Raw genomic sequence first — 17,374 nt, forward strand, 5'->3', positions numbered from 1 at the left:
GCTTTCTCGCCGATCATGTTTTTCTGAAACCCAGTAGCGGATGCGAGAGCCAACCGTTCTCGGAGGCATCCATCTGAATCGTTCCGAACAGGCGTGCGCACTGCTCCAGGTCCATGTCGCGTGCCTCGGCAAGGGCCGCGAGCTCGGTCATGTAGTCGGCGTTCGCCCAGGGCGTGATGCGTTCGGCAGTCAGCGTCTCGTCGCCGATGCGGCGATTGAAGCGGCCTTCGACCGCGGTTTCCTGGGGTGGGCCGAACTTCTGCGGCTCGCTTTGTACGAGCTGATAGTCGGTTTCGTCCTCGTTGGGCAGGAGCACGAGTTCGACCTGCGCGGCGGTCTGCTCACGAAAGCGTTGCTGCTGTGCGAGGACGCCGGTAAGCCACAAGTCGGGGCGTGAATAAGCGCTATGGGCGGCGAGTGCCGGCGCGGCTGGTGCGCTGCGTCGGCGGCGACCTCGGCTCGGTTGTGTCGGCGCCGGCGCCGGCGCTGTCGCGGGCGCGAGCAGGTCGTCGGCCATCCGGGCGTGCTCGAGATCCACCAGGCTGTGGCGGGCATCGAGTGGTTCGCGAGCCACCAGGCGCGGTCGTGCGTCGATGATGCGGTATTCGTCTTCGGCCAGCAGTTGGGAGAGGGCGTGGCTCGCAAGTCGGTGGTCGCTGTCCTCGAAGCCGGGGCGGCGGAACACCGGTTCACCCGGCTCGGCCGTCAGCGCGCGCCAGTTGCGCTCCAGCAGGATGATGTTGTCGTGTTCCGCCTCGCCGAGGCGATGACGACGCACGCGCCCGGCCAGCTGGATGATCGAACGCATGGAGGAGGGCTCGACCACGGCCCAGTCGTAATCGTGGTCGCGGCCGACCTCGGTGACTGGAGAGCCGAGCACGATGAACAGCTGATCGGGTTCGGTGGCGTGGTCCAGATGGCGGCGTATGTCGGCGAGTTCGTAAACGGCGGCCGGGTCTCGGCGATCCAATGCCGCATCCAGCCGGGTTTCGATGGCCGAGCGCGCCAGTAACGGGAACTGGGCGTGATAGACGCACAAATGAAACCGGACCCCGGGCGGCGCATCGAGGGCATAAAGCGCCCGGGCGATATCGAAAAGCGGGCCGATATTCGCCATGCGGATGAGACCGAAGCTCACGCGGTGGCCGGTGTGCGGATCGGTTTCGTGATGGTGCTCGTGCAGGGCCATCGCATGGGTTTGAAGCGCTTCGGCGAACTGTCGCGGAAGTTCGTCGCGCTTCGAACGCGCGACACCGAGCTCGGTGATCCTGGCGCGGCGATGTGGCATCGCCTTCGACAGCGCGGTGGCGCGACGCGCGGCGAATGCGTCGTGCCGGGCGCGGAACGACGCGCTGTCTGAACAGTCGTGGTGCACGCGATCATGCTCGTCGAACCAGGCGCAGCAGATGTCCAACGGTTGGCCCGGCTCGCCGCGGTTCTTCTGGAACTCCGCGCGTCCGGCGCGATAGGCGCGAAACAGGCCTTCGACCATCGCCGGCGGCAATGTGGCGGAGGACAGGATGAGCCGGGAACCGAGCAGCCCGGTCCAGTAGACCAGCCGACACAGCGCAGGCATGTCGCTCTGGCCGAAATCGTCCGGCTCATCGAGGATCAGGTCGGCCCCCATCAGGCGGAGCATCGGCGCGATCTGGCCGCCACCGCGGAGGCTCTCGGTGGCCGGCATCAGATGATCGATGGTGCAGACCAGGATCGGCGCGGCGATCAGCGACCGTGCATGCGGGGATTTCACGACCCGTGACAGCAGCGGATGCTCGTCGATGCGGCCGTTGAAATGAACATAGCTGTCGCTATCGAACAGAGGTTCCGCCGAGCTGCGGCCCTGGGTATCGAGTTCGGCTTCGCGATGATGGAACAGCGCGCGGCTGGCCTGTCCGCCGACGCGAATCGCGAGATCGTCGCTCGATAGATTGAGATCGCGCCGATAGGCGCTGCCAGTCTGTAATGTGAGCGTGCGTAGCCCCAGGGCGATGGTGAAACGCGTGCCGCGGTCGGGATCGGACAGGGCGTAGCAGATGCGGCCGTTGGCCAACGTCTTGCCGCAGCCGGTCGAAGCCATGTTGATGCCGAAGAACCCCTGCCGCTCGCTGCGATCGCGCAGAGACGCGCTCAGGTCGAACGCCCGATCCTGCCAGCGAAAGCGTGCGTCCTTGCTGCGCCTGCGAAAGCCCTTGTGACGGGCGATTCGCGGTAGCGCGGCAATGGTGTCGGGCAGACGATGGCTGATCGCACCGACCTCCCGGGTGACGCCCAGCAAATGATCGTCGAGTCGCTGCGCCAGCGCGTTCTCGCTGTCTGTGTTGGCGAACAGGGGAAAGTCGGTATCGCCCGCCGTCGGGCGATGGCGAGCCTGATCGCTCAGGCTGGAGTAGTGATGATCCGCCAGCATCAGACACAGCCGCGCGATATGCAGCGCGTACGGGTTGTGGATATCGACCGCGGCGAGCGTCGATCGACGGGCAAGGCTTTGGCGCGCGATGCGGGTGGCGCGCTTGCACCACGCATGGCTACGGCTCGGCAGACCGTGCGGGAACGTCCAGTACGGCGCGATCGTTGCCGCATCGTCGGGCGCATCGATTTCATTCCAGCCGGCGTGGATACCGTCCGGCAGGTCGGGAATCGAATCGGCGTTGTCCCGCGTGGACTTGCGGCCGATGCGTTGCTGCGCGTCGTTTTCGTCGTAGCTGGGCAGCACGGGCAGACGATGATGACTGATCACGAGCCAGCCCACCGTTCGGGCGATGGGCGGCAGGTCGGTTAACGGTAGGGGCGTATTCCTGTTCTGGCCGTCCCTGACGAGGACGCTCAGCCAATGCGCTTCGTCGATGGCCTCGGGCTTGCGTAGCCGGGCCAGCCAGTCGGCGTCGCCACTGTCGCCCACGAATGCCTGCAGCAGCCTGAGCGATATCCATTCGTGTCGATAGCGATTACGCTCGATGTTCTTTCCCGTGAGCTTGTCCTGAAACGCCTGGCAGGCCTTGCCGAAATCGTGGAACAGGGCGGCGAGCGAGGCGAGCAGGTGAATATCGGTGAGGGTATGCCAGTCGTTTTCGTCACGGCTGCGCAGAACATCGCTGCGCGTGGTGTGGGTCGGGACCGCGCCGCGAAAGTTGAATTGCGACGCGTCACCCACGACCCACAGCAGTTCGCTGTGATCGCGTCCGCGTATCCAGTGGCAGGCCACGGCCGTGTTCTTGCGCGCGTTCTTGCGCAGCATCCGGCGCAGGGTGTCGAGGCCCGCTTTCGTGATCGGAGTCTGCCAGGTGCGTTCGCCGCGGCGCTCGGCGAACTGATCGAGGACTCGGCGAGTCTCCTTGAGCGCGTTCTTGCGACACTGCGAGACGAGGACGACGTTCATTCCGAAGCGGCCCGGCGTGCCAGGTCTTCGGCGACGCGTTTGATGGTATCGATCATGCCGTCGAGCGCTTCCACCTGGGTCAGGCGCTGGATACAGGCCTGGCGGAACTCCTGTTCCTCATCCCCGCGTACAGCCGAAATGAATGCCTGCGGCAGGATGACGCCGTCCTTGATCAGGTCGGCCACGTCGAATACCAGGCCGCCGCGTCGTGTCTTGCCGTGGAGCACGGCCAGTCCGTGCGGCAGCCCCAGTACCCAGCACGCAGTTGCGGCCAGCCCGTACGCCAGATAGTTGCCGTGATCGAGAAACCGGTTCGCCGGATCGGTGCCGCTGCCGCGTTTCGCACGGGTGAACTCGCCGTAGTCGACACTCCCGGCAGCGAGCTTGAAAAGGGTGCGGGTCAGGCGGGCCTCGAGCGTTAGCAGTTCCGTGGTGTCGCGGGCGTTGTCGATCGGCGGAAGCTGCGCATCGACTGCCGCTTCGAGCCTGGCCTTGTCGACGTTGAAGCCGGCATCGGGTAAGGCACGGTCGGTGGTCCAGAGCGTGCGGATCGTTGCCAGACGCGATCGTTGAAACGCTTTCGCCGCTTCCAACCTGAGTGCGTCATCGAACCAGAAACGTACCCAGTGCTGCAGGTACTCGGTGGGCCGATATTCGCTTTGCGGCGTCAGCCAGGCAACGTCGACGTCGACTTCCGTCGCCGAGAACAGCGGTGTGCCTCCGCCGCCGCAGAATCCGACGAGCACGCCGGCCTTGGCGAGTTCCCGCATCGCCGCCTGCGTGATCGATGTGCCCGTGCCGAGGAGAATCGACGTCGTATTCGCGATGGGAATATTCCAGTATCTGGATTCACGCCCTTCGTCGGTGACGTACGAAACCCGCCCGCCTTTGACCAGCACACGACAGTGCTGCAGGTAGTACAGGTTCGCGCGCTTGGAGTGCAGGATCGTTTTCAGATCGCTGGGCGCGAGATCTTCCATGCTGTCTCCCCCGGGTCCCCACGGGAACAAGCCTCGCCGTAGAACCGGCATGCATGCAAATCCCGTGGTCACGACGGCTGCGGGGCGTTAGGTCAGCGGGGCGTCGTCTGTGGGGGTGCGGCTCCGGCTGCGCGGGGCGGTGTCCGTCGCGGCGTCATGCGACGGCGTTGTGCACTGTGCGCCGTGCTGGTGCAGTGTTGCTTCGTTGTCGCGCAACGATCCGTCGTGTGGGGCCGCTTGGCGTCAGAACGTGACGGGGGTGTTGATCCAGAGCACGCGCGCGACGACGTGGCCGGGGTTGTAGTAGCGATGCTGCTGCGTGGAGGCGAAGACGAACGAGTCGCCCGCCTGCACGTAGTAACGTTCGCCGTCGACGGTCAGCTCGATGCTGCCTTCGAGGACGTAGCCCAGCTCTTCGCCTTCGTGGCTGATGGCGCCGTCGCTCTCGGCGCCGGGCTCGACGATGTGGATGTTGCCTTCCAGCCGCGAGTCCGGGCTGGTCGGGGCGACGCGTTCGAGGATGATGCGGCCGCCGTCGCCGCCCTTGCGCAGCGTCATCAGTTCGCGCGCGCCGGCGCGCTGGACGATGGTGTTCGTGCGTCCGGCCTCGAACAGCGCGGCGATACTCGTTTCCAGCACGGCCGCGATCTTGTGCAGCACGCGAAGGGAGGGCGCGGCGTGACCGGTCTCGATCTTCGAGATCATGCTCTCGGAGCAGCCCGCACGGCGGGCGACTTCGCGCATGCGCAGGCCGCGTGCCAGCCGCAGGTAGCGGAGCCGGATGCCCAGTTCGCTGTCCGCGGCCGGGTGGGCTGGTTCGCCGAGTTCGTTGTTCAACCTGTATCTCCGCCGATCTGGCCGCTCATGGTACCGAAGCGGGCGTGTGTCGCGGCGCCGCGCCCCGGGGTGACGACGCGTCCGAGCCATCGTCTGGCACGAAAGTTGTATTTCCATTTATTCAAGTGCATGACCATAGTTCAAGGCATGATGTGGGCCAGCGGTGTCCTCCAGAGCTTGTACTGGGTGGTTTCATGCCGCTGTTTTCGAGTCGAACGACTCAATCGCGAGGGAGTGACGCTATGAAATGGGGAATGATCAAGGGGGCCGTCGCCGCGAGCGCCGTGGCTCTGAGCCTGGCGGCCGGGCCGGTGCAGGCCAAGGAGACGGTGAAGATCGCGTTCATCGGGCCGTTGACGGGCGGCGCGTCGTCGATCGGACTGGGCGGGCGCAACTCGGCGCAGCTCGCCGTGCAGCTGCGCAACGAGGACCCTGATACCGAGTACGACTACGAGCTGGTCACGCTCGACGACGCCTGCAAGCCCAACGTCGGCGTGCAGGTGGCCACGAAGGCGGCCGCGGATCGCGAGATCGTCGGTGCGATCACGCAGTACTGCTCGGCGGTGGCGATGGCGGCGGTCAACGTCTACCACCGGTTCCAGCTGCCGGTGATCGTCTGGGGGGCGGTGCTGCCGGACATCACCTACGGCAACGACTACCCCGAGGTGCATCGCGTCAACGGCACCATGATCAACCAGAACGAGACCGCGGCCCGGTTCATGACCGACAAGGGCTACGAGAAGTGGGTGATCATCCACGACACCACCGACTACGGGAAGGGGCACAACAAGTACTTCTCGAAGTCGCTGAAGGCCAACGGCGGCGAAGTGCTGGGTACGTTCGGGGTGTCCGCCGATCAACAGGATTTCACCGCGGAGCTGACCGAGGCCAAGTCCATGGACCCGGACGTCATCTACTTCGGCGGGCTGACGCCGGTGGGCGTGCGCATCCGCCGCCAGATGGAGCGCCTGGGTATCGACGCCCAGTTCGAGGGGACGTCGGGCATCATTTCCGATTCCTACATCGATGGCCTCGGCGATCTGGCCGAGGGCACGGTGGCCTTTCTCGAAGGCGCGCCGCTGTCGAAGCTGCCGGGCGGCGACTACTTCAAGGCGCAGTACGAGGAGGCGGGCTTCTCCGAGCCGGCCGAGGCGTACGGCCCGTTCGCCTTCGCGGCGACCGGCCTGCTGATGGACACCATCGAAGAGGTGGGACCGGATCGCGCCAAGGTCACGAAGGCATTGGCCGAGGTCGATGACGCCGACTCGATCGTGGGCAAGATCCGCTTCGACGAGCACGGCCAGAACGAGGTCGCGCAGATCACCAAGTACGTCGTCCAGGACGGCGAATGGGTGGTCTGGGAGGACAGCGAATACGCCAGCGGCGAGCGCAGCCTCACGGGCGCTGAATAGCCCTGTCTTCCTTCGGGTCGACGCGTACGCGCCGCGGTCGTTGCAGAGAGCACGCCCGCGGCGCCCGGGCGCGTCGGCTGTCATGAATCGCTGTCAATCGAGGAGCCCATCGTGGACGCAGCACTGCTGAGTCAGTACGTCGTCAACGGCCTCATGCAGGGCATGATGTACGCGCTGGTGGCCGTGGGGTTCACGCTGTTCTTCGGCGTGCTCAATGTCATCCAGTTCTCTCACGGCGACGTCCTCATGGTGGGCTCGTTCGTAGGGTACAGCGCCATCATGGGCGTGATCGCCGTCGGCATCGACAACCCCTATATCGCACTGGCGGCCGCCCTGATCGCGGCCGTGACGCTGGTCGGACTGCTGGGGGCGGTGATCGCGCGGCTGTTCGTGTTGCCGCTGCGCTCGTCGCCACCGCTGAACACGCTGCTCATCACGCTCATGCTGGGCACCGTGCTCAGAGAGAGCGTGCGGCTGTTCTTTCCGCACGGTTCGCACCCCAAGCGCTTTCCGCCGCTGCTGCCCACCGATTCGATCGCGATCGGCGGCTTCGATCTGCGCGTGGACAGCGTGATGCTGCTGATCGCCGGTCTGCTGGTGATCGTGGCGATCCATCTGGTGATCAACCGGACGCGGCTGGGGCTGGCGATCCGCGCCGTGGCGCAGGACGAGGAGACGGCGATGACCATGGGCATCAATTTCCGCTTCGTGGTGCTGGTGACGTTCGTGATCGGCTCGGCCGTGGCGGCCTTCGCCGGGATCATGAACGGGCTGTACTACAACGAGATCAACTTCAACAGCGGCCTGCTGCTGGGGGTGATCGGCTTCGCCGCGGCGATCGTGGGCGGCCTGGGCAGCATCTACGGTGCGATTCTCGGCGGCTTTCTGTTCGCCGCCCTGCAGACCGTCGGCGCGGTCGCGATGCCGTTCGACAGCGCCTACAAGGACGTCTTCGCGTTCACGGTCGTCATCGCGCTGATGGCATGGCGGCCGACGGGGCTGATCGCGGAACGCGTGAGCGAGAGGGTCTGATCGTCATGGACAACGTTTCTCAGGCATCGGCCGCCCGGCGCCCGGATAGCCCGCAGGTGATTACTTCGCTTGTCATGGGGCTCGTCGGCGGCGCGCTGCTGACCGGATTCGCGGCCTGGTTCCTCAAGGCCGAAAGCGAATACGTGGTCGGCTTTCTGTTGCTGCTCGCGGTCGTGGGCGCGGTCGCCGCCTCGCGCCTGGGCGCGCTCGATCGCATCGGCGTGGCCTTCGGCGCATACGAGAAGAGCCTCTATGCGATCGTGATCGCGGGCGTGCTCGTGCTGGCCTGGATCTTTCGCCAGGACCATTTCACGCTCCTGATGATCACCACCGTGATGGTCTACATGCTGGCGGGGCTGGGCCTGAACGTGCAGTTCGGCTATCTCGGGCTGATCAATCTCTCGGGCGCGTCCTTCATCGGCGTGGGTGCCTACACTTCGGCCGTGCTGACCATGCACAGCGCGATCCCGCCGCTGCTCATCCTGCTCATCGGCGGGGTGCTGTCGGCGCTCGTCGGCTGTCTGCTGATCCTGCCGGTGCTGCGCACGCGCGGCCACTATGCGGCCGTGGTCACGATCGCCTTCGCGATCCTGTTCGAGAGTTTTCTCAAGGTGAACGACATCCTCGGCGGGCCCCAGGGGCTGCCGGTCGGCGCGATGTCGTTGTTCGGCTGGAGCTTCAACAACCCAATCACGTTCGGCGGCTTCCAGGCTTCGTTCTACATGAACTACCTGCTGCTCACGCTCGCGGTGCTGGCGCTGGCCTTCGCCCTGGTCAGACGGGTCGAACGCTCCTGGATCGGGCTCAGCATGGACGCCGTGCGTCTCGACGAGACCGCGGCCGCCTGCTACGGCATCGGGATCCGCCGTTGGAAGGTCCTCGGCTTCACGCTCGGCAATTTCCTGATCGGCGTGGCCGGCGCGATCTACGGCATGATGCTCGGCTTCATCGCGCCGGCCAATTTCGGGTTCAGCGATTCGCTGATCCTCGTGTCCATCGTGCTGCTCGGCGGCATCGGCAATCCCTGGGGGCTGGCGCTGGCGAGTGCGATCGTCGTGATCCTCCCGGAGAAGCTGCAGATGATCCAGGAGTACCGTTTTCTGCTGTTCGCCTCGCTGGTCGTGCTGGTTCTGCTGTTCCGGCCCGACGGTCTGCTGCCGCGCGGCATGCGCAACTATCTGCCCGGCCGAAAGGTGGCGCCATGAGCGAATCCGACACGCTTTTGTCCTGCACCGACGTCACCCGGTATTTCGGCGGTCTGCTCGCGCTCGACCATCTCGATCTGGATGTGCACCGGGGCGAGGTGCTGGGGCTGCTGGGGCCGAACGGCTCGGGCAAGACGACGTTCTTCAATGTGCTCACCGGCATCTATGCCTTCAGCGAGGGGCGTGCGGTGCTGGCCGGGCGCGACGTCACGCGCGATACCGCGCAGGCGGTCTACAAGGCCGGCGTGGCGCGCACGTTCCAGCGCTCGCGGCTGTGCCTGTCGCTGTCGTTGTTCGACAACATCATGGTCGGCAATCACAACCGGCTGAGCCTGGGGATGACGTTCAATCTGCTGCGCCGGCGCGCCTTCGCGCGCGAGCTCGAGGCGAACTTCGCCGCGGCTCGCGATCTGGTCGAAGTGTTCAGCCCCGCGCTGGCCGACCGGATGAACGAGCCGGTGGCGAACTTTCCCATGCTCGACCGCCGCCGCATCGAGATCTGCCGGGCGCTGATCAGCCGCCCGAAGCTGCTGCTGCTCGACGAGCCCTCGGCCGGCATGACGCACGAGGAGACCCATCAGCTCATGGACGACATCCTGGCCGTGCGCGCGCACACGCCGGAGCTGGCGATCGTGATCATCGAGCACGAGACCAGCGTCATCGAGCGCATCACCGACCGATGCGCGGTACTCAACTTCGGCAAGAAGATCTGCGAGGGCAGCTACGCCGAAGTCATCGAAAACGAAGAGGTACGCGAAGCGTATCTCGGTGCGGCGTAGAACCATGGGCGATAAAACACTCGACATCGAGAATGTCTACACGGCCTACGACAAGGCCGACGTGCTCGAGGGCGTGTCGCTGAGCGTGCGTCCGGGCCGCATCACCTGCCTGCTCGGGTCGAACGGTGTCGGCAAGACGACGCTGATCCGTTCGATTCTCGGCCTGACCGCTCCGCGGGAGGGCCGCATCACCTTCGGCGGGCGCGACATCACGGGCATGTCGACGCACCGGGTGATCGCCACGGGCATCGCCTGCATTCCCGAAGGCCGCAAGGTCTTTCCCAAGCTCACCGTGACCGAGAATCTGCGCATCGGCGCCTACCAGGTGAAGGCCGAAGCCGCGATCCGCGAGCGCATGAACGAGGCCTACGAGATCTTTCCGCGTCTGGCCGAGCGGCGTTCCCAGCTCGCGGGCACGCTCTCGGGCGGCGAGCAGGCGATGCTGTCGATCGGCCGCGGGCTGATGTCGTCGCCCGATCTGCTGCTCATCGACGAGCCGTCGCTGGGCCTGTCGCCGCTGTTCGTCAAGGAGAACTTCAACGTCATCCAGCGCATCAACGAGCGCGGCGTGACAGTGTTCCTGGTCGAACAGAACGTGCGCCAGACGCTGGCGATCTCGCACTACGGCTACGTGCTCGGCAAGGGGCGCGTCGTGGCCGAGGGCGAACCCGACACACTCACCGATAACGAAGAGGTCAATCAGGCCTACTTCGGCTGACCCTGGCCGCGAGGAGTTCGTACCCATGCCATCCACCGATCCCGTAGCGCTGACCCAGGCGCTCGTCCGCTACAAGACCGTCAATCCGCCGGGCGAGGAGCATGACTGCGCCCATCATCTCGGCGATATGCTCGCGGCCGCCGGCTTCGACGTGACCTATGTCGATGCCGGCGAGAGACGCACCAATGTCGTCGCCCGCCTGGGCAACGGCGCGGGCACGCCGCTGTGCTTCACCGGCCATATCGACACCGTGCCGCTGGGCGCCCAGCCCTGGCGTGTCGACCCGTTCGGCGGGGAGGTCGTCGACGGCCGGCTCTACGGCCGCGGCGCCACCGACATGAAGGCCGGCGTGGCCGCGTTCGTCGCCGCCGCGATCGACCACGCCGACGCGCTGGCCGCGGGCCCGGGCGTGGTGCTGGTGATCACCTCGGGCGAGGAGACCGGCTGCGACGGCGCCTTCCATCTGACCGAACAGGCCGGCGTGCTCGGCGAGGCCGGGGCGATGGTGGTGGCCGAGCCCACCAGCAACCAGCCGCTGGTCGGCCACAAGGGCGCCCTGTGGCTGCGCGCCTTCGCACGCGGCGTCACCGCCCACGGTTCAACGCCGGAGCACGGCGACAACGCCGTCTACAAGGCGGCGCGCATGGTCGGCGCGCTGGAACGCTTCGACTTCGGCCGGCCCGCCCACGAGGTGCTCGGCCGCGACACGCTCAACGTCGGCACGATCGCCGGCGGCATGAACATGAACTCCGTGCCGGACGTCTGTGAGGTCGGCATCGATATCCGCACCACGCCGGGGGCCTCGCATGCCGACATCCGGCGCGATCTGGAAGCCGATCTCGGCGGCGATCTGGCCGAGCTCGAGACCCTGGTGGATCTCGAAGGCGTCTGGACCGATCCGGGCGACGCCTGGGTCGCCGAGGTCTATGCGGTGATGGCCGAGATGCTCGGTGAGACCCCGGTGCCGCGCGGTGCCGCCTTCTTCACCGACGCCTCGGCGCTGACGCCGCACTACGGCGACATCCCCACCGTCATCCTCGGTCCGGGCGAGGCCGCGCTCGCGCACCAGACCGACGAATACTGCGTGGTGGATCGCATCACGCAGGCCAAGGCCGCCTACGCCACGCTCATGCAGCGCTGGTCGGCCGCGTGACGGCCGCATCCGCCGGCGCGTGCGACGCGCTCACGGCCATGGTCGACGGCACGCTGACCAGCGAGCGGCTGGTCGGCGACTGCCTGGCCCGCATCGACGCGCGGGAAGCGGCGATCGGCGCCTGGGCGCATTTCGACGCGGAGGCCGCACGCGCAGCCGCACGCGCCTGCGACGACGGCGCGCGCGGCGGGCTGCTGGCGGGGTTGCCGGTGGCGGTCAAGGACGTCTTCGACACCGCCGACATGCCGACCGCCTACGGTTCGCCCATCTACAGCGGCCACCGACCGCAGGCGGATGCCGCAGTGGTGGCGCTGATCCGGCGTGCCGGCGGCGTGGTGATGGGCAAGACCGTGACCACCGAGTTCGCCATGTTCGCCCCCGGCCGGACGGCCAACCCGCACGATACGGCGCACACGCCCGGCGGCTCGTCGAGCGGCTCGGCGGCCGCCGTCGCCGATGGCATGGTGCCGCTCGCGCTCGGCACCCAGACCGCCGGTTCGGTCATCCGGCCGGCGTCGTTCTGCGGCGTGGTGGGCTACAAGCCGACGTTCGATTCGATCTGCCCGACCGGCTTGAAGAACGCCGCCTGGACGCTGGACACCGTCGGCGTGTTCGCCCGCGATGTCGCCGATGCCGCGCTGTTCGCCGGCGTGCTCGATGGCCGCCGATGCCGGGCCGATGCGTTCGACGCCTCGCGTCCGCCACGCCTGGGGCTGTGCCGGACGCCGCAGTGGGCCGCGGCCGACGCCGATACCCGGACTGCGATGGCCGAAGCCGAGCGGCAGGCGGCCGCCGCCGGCGCGACGGTGTGCCCGATCGATCTGCCGCCCGAATTCGACGCGCTGCTGGCGGCCCAGCACACGATCATGGCCTACGAGCTGGCGCGTACGCTGGCCTTCGAGTTCGATACTGCGCCCGACCGTATCAGCGCTGAACTCGGCACGATCCTGGATGAGGGACGCGCCATTCCGGCGCGCGACTATGCCCGGGCACAGCAACGTCGCCGTGTCTGTCAGGCGCAGCTCGACGGGATCTTCGCGCAGGTGGATGCGCTCATCGCGCCGAGTGCGCCCGGCGAAGCGCCCAGACGCACCGCGGGCACGGGCGATCCCGTGTTCAACCGCATCTGGACGCTGCTCGGCACGCCCTGCGTGAACGTGCCGGGGCTGACCGGGGCCAACGGGCTGCCGGTGGGGGTGCAGGTGATCGGTGCACTGCACGAGGACGCGCGTACGCTGTCGGCCGCGCGCTGGCTGGAAGCCACGCTTTCGGGGGCGACCGCGGGCTGACGCCGCGGATCAGCGGGCTCGTCGCGCCGCCAAACGCGGCCGGCGCGACCGGATGGAACAGCGGCCCCCGCGTCGTGCGGTCGCCTGCGGGAGGGATCCGGCGTGGCCGCGCCGGCCGCGCACTCGCGCGGGGATGCGGGTCCGGCGTCGCCGGCCGCACGACTCGGCGTCCGGGAGGGACGGATCACGCCGGTGCGTGCTGCAGATACCGCTCGAGGACCTCCCGCATCGTTTCGGCGTAGGTCGTCACCGACGTGCCCTGGTCGTGATACTTGCCGCGCTTGAGATACCAGTCCTGAAGCATGGCCTTGATCAGCGAGGCCAGCAGACGGGCGTCGACGGGACGGAACGCGCCGGCCTCGATGCCTTCGGCGATGATGTCGTGGTAGACGCGCTCGGTCTCGCGCTCGATGGCCACGGCGTCGCGCTTGCGCGACTGTGCCAGGTGCCGCGCCTCCATGTAGGAGAAATAGAACCACGGCCGCATGAGCTCGCTGAGAAAGAGATGGCTCTTGACCGCGACATGCAGTTTCTCGTGCGGGTCATCGATGTCGCGGGTGAAGTCGTGGAGCGTGCGCCGGGTGAGCATGAAGCCGTGGCTCTGGATCAGGCCGACGAGATCGTCCTTGTTGCGGATGTAGGCGTAGAGTCCGCCCATGCTCAGGCCGGCGTCGGTGCACAGATCGCGCAGGGTCATGCCGGTGAAGCCCTTGGCGTTGGCCAGCCGCAGGGTGGAGTCGATGATGCGCACGAGGTTGCGCACCGCCACGTGTTCCTTCTTGATGCGGATCAGGTCGCGGTTCTGGCGATAGAGCGTCGTGCAGATGTCCGTTTTCGAGACGCTGACGATCTCCTTGAACTGGTCGAAATCCAAATCCGCCACGATGGTGCCGCTGCCTCTTGTTTGTACCCGTCGGATGGGCGCACAGCCTAGCGTCTGTGGCCCGGCGGCGACACTCGGGCCATGTGGCATGGGCCGGAAAATGGGCTGGAACGACGGCTGATTGCAGAACGCAATTCCACAAAGCGCCGCGATTTGCTAGGTTCTCGTCTGCTTTTATCCGTATACAAAAGGAAACAAGATGTCGCTGCTCGAGGAGCTCCGGGGCCAGATGCGCCTGCCCGTCATCGGTTCGCCGATGTTCATTCTGTCCAACCCGGACCTGGTGATCGCCCAGTGCCGCAGCGGCATCATCGGCGCGTTCCCGGCGCTTAACGCGCGCCCGGCCGACCAGCTGCCGGTCTGGCTGGAGCGCATCACCACCGAGCTGGCCGCCGCCCGCGAGGCCGATCCAACGGCGAAGATCGCGCCGTTCGCGGTCAACCAGATCGTGCATTCGTCCAACGACCGGCTGGAGCAGGATATGCAGGTCTGCGCGGATTACCGGGTGCCGATCATGATCACCAGCCTGCGCGCGCCGCACGCGGCCGTCGAGGTGGCCCACGACTACGGCGGCCGGGTCTTTCACGACGTCATCAGCGTGCGCCACGCGGAGAAGGCGATCGAGGCCGGGGTCGACGGGCTCATCGTGGTCTGCGCGGGCGCCGGCGGTCATGCGGGCACGCTCAGCCCGTTCGCGCTGGTCTCGGAGATCCGCCGCTTCTGGGACGGGCCGCTGATCCTGTCGGGTGCGATCACCCGCGGCGAACACGTGCTCTCGGCCCAGGCGATGGGCGCGGATCTGGCCTATATGGGCACGCGCTTCATCGCCAGCACGGAGGCCAACGCGGCGCCGTCCTACAAGGAGATGGTGACCACTTCGAGTGCGAAGGACATCGTTTACACCAACCTGTTCACGGGCGTGCACGGCAACTATCTGCGCGGCTCGATCGAGAATGTGGGCCTGGACCCGAACGATCTGCCCGAGTCCGGCAAGGATGCGATGACCTTCGGCTCCGACCGCGACGAGAAGAAAAAGGCGTGGAAGGACATCTGGGGCGCCGGGCAGGGCGTCGGCAACGTCGACGACATCAAGCCGACCGGCGCGATCGTCGATCAGCTCGAGGCGGAATACGAGGGCGCCCGCGCCCGTCTGTCGCTCTAGAGGCGCCGGCGGGTACGGGGTCGCCTTAGACGCGATCCGTGCCGGCCCGCGTCGAGCGCCGTGGGCCTCGGCCGACCCTCCACTGGCGCAGGGCGGTCTTGGCCGTGCCCGCGTGACAAGACCCGGCGCGGAGAACGTCAGGCGCGACCCGTGTCGCCCCGGCGGCCTTCGCCGCTGCCGCGGCGAAGGCCGGGCCTAGCGAAGTGCTGTAGTCGCCCCGCGCCGCAAACCTCCGGGTGCGCGGCCGTTCGTGGCGGCGGCAGTCGTTGCACGCCGTGTGTGCCAGCGCGAGCCTGCCGGCACGCCGAAGCGCGCCGCCGGTGACCGGCCCGGCCCGTCCTTCGATGCCAGTGCGGCGCTGGTGTCGCCCTGGAACTGGCCCGGTCGATGCCGGACTCATGCCGCGTTTCGTCCGGGGCGTCGGCGCGCGGGCGATCGGGCCCGTGACGATCGGCGCCTCGGCCGCTCCGGGCGTCCTGTTCTGTCGTGGCCGTTTCGCCTGTCATGAGCGCCGGGCGGCGGTGTCGCGTGTCCGGCTCCGTAGCACTGCCCATATACCGGCGCGCCGCCCTCGGTTTTCATGCCCACACACGACACGCCGCGGTGGCCGAGCCGCCGCGGCCGAACCACTTGCGGTGCGTCGCTCGGGCGCATCCGCTGCCACGGCACTGTCGATAACGCCGGTGGCGTGGCGGCCCATCCAACGGAGTCATCATGCAAATCGAAACCATGCACAAGACGCATCCGAAACCGGTGTCCTTCCAGGACGAGCTCGCCGATTGCCTGTCGGCCTGTCTCGAGTGCGCGCATACCTGCGCCAGCTGCGCCGACGCCTGCCTCGCCGAAGACAGCGTGGCCGATCTGCGCGGCTGCATCCGCACCGATCTGGACTGTGCCGACATCTGCACCGCGACCGCCCGGGTGCTGTCGCGCCAGACCGCGTTCGGCGAGTCGCCCGCGGCCACGCAGGTCAAGGCATGCCGTGACGCCTGTCAGAAATGCGCATCGCACTGCGAGTCGCATCGGAGTCATCACGCGCACTGTGCGCACTGCGCCGATGCCTGCAACGCCTGCGCGGCGGCCTGCGACCGGCTGCTCGGCGTGATCGACTAATCGACCGCCTGGCCGCCTGCGGCGGTCCGGCATCGGGCCGCCGAGCGACAGGGCCCCTGCGTGATCGCGCAGGGGCCTTTTTCGTGTGCGCCGTCGGAGTGGCCGTCTCGGTTCAGCCCTTGCGCTTGAGGAAGCGGTTCATGATCTCGCGGACTTCATCGGAGACCAGGCGCTCGCCGAAGACTTTCGCCTCGCGGTCGATCTGACCGTCGACGTCGTCGCTGCCCAGCCCCGCGCGCATGAGCTGCTTGGTCAGGCGCACGGCTTCCGGCGGCTTGGCGGCGAGCCGCTCGGCGAGCGCCGTGGCGTGCTCGCCGAGCTCGATCGCCGGCACCCGGTAGGCGATCAGGCCCATGCGCTCGGCCTCGGCGGCGTCGAGGGTGTCGCCGGCCAGCAGCAGGCGGGCGGCGTTCTGGCGGCCCACGAGCTGGGGCAACAGGAGGCTGGAGGCGGCCTCGGGCACCAGCGCCAGGTCGATGAAGGCGGTATAGAAGCGGGCCCCGTCGGCGGCGACGACCAGGTCGGCGTGCAGCAGCAGAGTGGTGCCGATGCCGGTCGCCTGGCCCTGGACGGCGACCACGACTGGCTTGTCCAGCGCGCGCAGGGCCTTGATGAAGGCCAGCGCCGGACCGGCCGCGCCGTCCTCGCGTTCATGTGGATCGACGTTGGCGAAGTCCGCGATGTCGTTGCCGGCGCAGAACATCTCGCCCTCACCAGCGATGAGCACCGCGCGTACATCGTCGCTGTCCGCGGCGTGATCCATGCACCGGCGCAGATCGGTGTACATCGCCCGGGTCAGGGCGTTGCGCTTGTCGGCGCGGTCCAGGGTCACGTGCAGGACCTGAGACTCGGTCCGGGCGCGGATGTGGCCGCTTTCGAGTTCGGGTTCGGACATGGTGGTGCGGGCCTCGGCGGTCAGAGAATGTAGAGCAGCAGACTTTCGGCGATACAGGCGGGCTTGTCACTGTCTTCCAGCTCGATGGTGACCTCGTTGCAGATCATGTAGCGGCCCTCGCCGCGTTCGTCCACGGATTTCAGCCGCACGCGCGCCCGCACCCGGTGGCCCACCGGCACTGGCGCCATGAAGCGCACCTTGTTCAGGCCGTAGTTCACGCGCGTGGATACGCCCTCGACGCGGTAGATGTCGTTGACCAGCGGCGGCAGCAGCGACAGCGTGAGAAAACCGTGCGCGATGGGCCCGCCGAAGGGCGACTCGCGTTTCGCGCGCTCGACGTCGACGTGGATCCACTGGTGGTCGTCGGTGGCGTCAGCGAAACCGTCGACGCGCTGCTGGTCGATGGTCAGCCAGTCGCTGGCGCCGATCTCTTCGCCGGCAAGCGCCTGCAGTTGTTCGATGTTGTCCAGGGTTCGCATTGGATTCTCCTCTTTTTTCAGTTCGTTCCGGCGCCCGTCAGGCGGCCGTCGGGCATAAAAA

The 17,374-nt window shown here is 67.2% G+C and carries 15 protein-coding genes; 9 read left to right on the forward strand and 6 right to left on the reverse strand.

What is annotated here, in order from left to right; all coding sequences use genetic code 11:
* Nucleotides 1-13: 13 nt before the first annotated feature.
* The 3 genes from cas3f to SAOR_RS12760 form a co-directional block, all read right to left on the reverse strand.
* Nucleotides 14-3,376, reverse strand: a complete 3,363-nt coding sequence (cas3f, locus tag SAOR_RS12750) for a type I-F CRISPR-associated helicase Cas3f (RefSeq protein ID WP_123631770.1) — start codon at nucleotides 3,374-3,376, stop codon at nucleotides 14-16.
* The gene (cas1f, locus tag SAOR_RS12755; protein WP_123631771.1) at nucleotides 3,373-4,356 is read right to left on the reverse strand and encodes a type I-F CRISPR-associated endonuclease Cas1f; all 984 of its coding nucleotides are present in this window, start codon (nucleotides 4,354-4,356) and stop codon (nucleotides 3,373-3,375) included. The genes cas3f and cas1f overlap by 4 nt, the downstream gene beginning before the upstream one ends.
* Nucleotides 4,357-4,599: 243 nt before the next feature.
* Nucleotides 4,600-5,193, reverse strand: a complete 594-nt coding sequence (locus tag SAOR_RS12760; protein ID WP_221179984.1) for a cupin domain-containing protein — start codon at nucleotides 5,191-5,193, stop codon at nucleotides 4,600-4,602.
* A 242-nt stretch (nucleotides 5,194-5,435) separates the two neighbouring features.
* Here SAOR_RS12760 and SAOR_RS12765 point away from each other — a divergent pair, with 242 nt between their 5' ends.
* The 7 genes from SAOR_RS12765 to SAOR_RS12795 all read left to right on the forward strand — a co-directional run bounded on the left by SAOR_RS12765 (nucleotide 5,436) and on the right by SAOR_RS12795 (nucleotide 12,781).
* Nucleotides 5,436-6,605 (forward strand): branched-chain amino acid ABC transporter substrate-binding protein, encoded by a 1,170-nt coding sequence (locus tag SAOR_RS12765; protein ID WP_123631773.1) that lies wholly within the window; start codon nucleotides 5,436-5,438, stop codon nucleotides 6,603-6,605.
* A 162-nt stretch (nucleotides 6,606-6,767) separates the two neighbouring features.
* Complete coding sequence (locus tag SAOR_RS12770; protein ID WP_425472111.1) at nucleotides 6,768-7,637, forward strand: branched-chain amino acid ABC transporter permease; 870 nt, start codon at nucleotides 6,768-6,770, stop codon at nucleotides 7,635-7,637.
* A 56-nt stretch (nucleotides 7,638-7,693) separates the two neighbouring features.
* Entirely contained in the window at nucleotides 7,694-8,842 is a 1,149-nt protein-coding gene (locus tag SAOR_RS12775) for a branched-chain amino acid ABC transporter permease (RefSeq protein ID WP_221179986.1), read from the forward strand.
* Nucleotides 8,839-9,621 (forward strand): ABC transporter ATP-binding protein, encoded by a 783-nt coding sequence (locus SAOR_RS12780; RefSeq protein WP_123631774.1) that lies wholly within the window; start codon nucleotides 8,839-8,841, stop codon nucleotides 9,619-9,621. Before SAOR_RS12775 ends, SAOR_RS12780 begins: the two co-directional genes overlap by 4 nt.
* A gap of 4 nt (nucleotides 9,622-9,625) precedes the next feature.
* A complete protein-coding gene (locus SAOR_RS12785; RefSeq protein ID WP_123631775.1) occupies nucleotides 9,626-10,339 on the forward strand; it encodes an ABC transporter ATP-binding protein in 714 nt (237 codons plus the stop codon).
* 25 nt (nucleotides 10,340-10,364) lie between these two features.
* Entirely contained in the window at nucleotides 10,365-11,492 is a 1,128-nt protein-coding gene (locus SAOR_RS12790) for a M20 family metallopeptidase (protein ID WP_123631776.1), read from the forward strand.
* On the forward strand, nucleotides 11,489-12,781 hold the full coding sequence (locus SAOR_RS12795) for an amidase (RefSeq protein ID WP_221179987.1): 1,293 nt from the start codon (nucleotides 11,489-11,491) through the stop codon (nucleotides 12,779-12,781). The genes SAOR_RS12790 and SAOR_RS12795 overlap by 4 nt, the downstream gene beginning before the upstream one ends.
* 184 nt (nucleotides 12,782-12,965) lie before the next feature.
* Here the strand turns inward: SAOR_RS12795 and SAOR_RS12800 are convergent, their stop codons facing one another.
* The gene (locus SAOR_RS12800; protein WP_221179988.1) at nucleotides 12,966-13,664 is read right to left on the reverse strand and encodes a TetR/AcrR family transcriptional regulator; all 699 of its coding nucleotides are present in this window, start codon (nucleotides 13,662-13,664) and stop codon (nucleotides 12,966-12,968) included.
* Nucleotides 13,665-13,863: 199 nt separating this feature from the next.
* Here SAOR_RS12800 and SAOR_RS12805 point away from each other — a divergent pair, with 199 nt between their 5' ends.
* Nucleotides 13,864-14,826 (forward strand): NAD(P)H-dependent flavin oxidoreductase, encoded by a 963-nt coding sequence (locus SAOR_RS12805; protein ID WP_123631778.1) that lies wholly within the window; start codon nucleotides 13,864-13,866, stop codon nucleotides 14,824-14,826.
* Nucleotides 14,827-15,540: 714 nt separating this feature from the next.
* Nucleotides 15,541-15,939, forward strand: coding sequence for a four-helix bundle copper-binding protein (locus tag SAOR_RS12810; RefSeq protein WP_123631779.1), 399 nt, complete (start codon nucleotides 15,541-15,543; stop codon nucleotides 15,937-15,939).
* A gap of 112 nt (nucleotides 15,940-16,051) precedes the next feature.
* Here the strand turns inward: SAOR_RS12810 and SAOR_RS12815 are convergent, their stop codons facing one another.
* Together SAOR_RS12815 and SAOR_RS12820 are read right to left on the reverse strand one after the other, a co-directional pair.
* Nucleotides 16,052-16,834, reverse strand: coding sequence for an enoyl-CoA hydratase-related protein (locus tag SAOR_RS12815; protein ID WP_123631780.1), 783 nt, complete (start codon nucleotides 16,832-16,834; stop codon nucleotides 16,052-16,054).
* Nucleotides 16,835-16,854: 20 nt separating this feature from the next.
* Entirely contained in the window at nucleotides 16,855-17,313 is a 459-nt protein-coding gene (locus SAOR_RS12820; RefSeq protein ID WP_123631781.1) for a MaoC family dehydratase, read from the reverse strand.
* Nucleotides 17,314-17,374 lie beyond the last annotated feature (61 nt).

This window comes from Salinisphaera orenii subsp. orenii MK-B5, assembly GCF_003788635.1.
Classification (GTDB): Bacteria; Pseudomonadota; Gammaproteobacteria; order Nevskiales; family Salinisphaeraceae; genus Salinisphaera; species Salinisphaera orenii.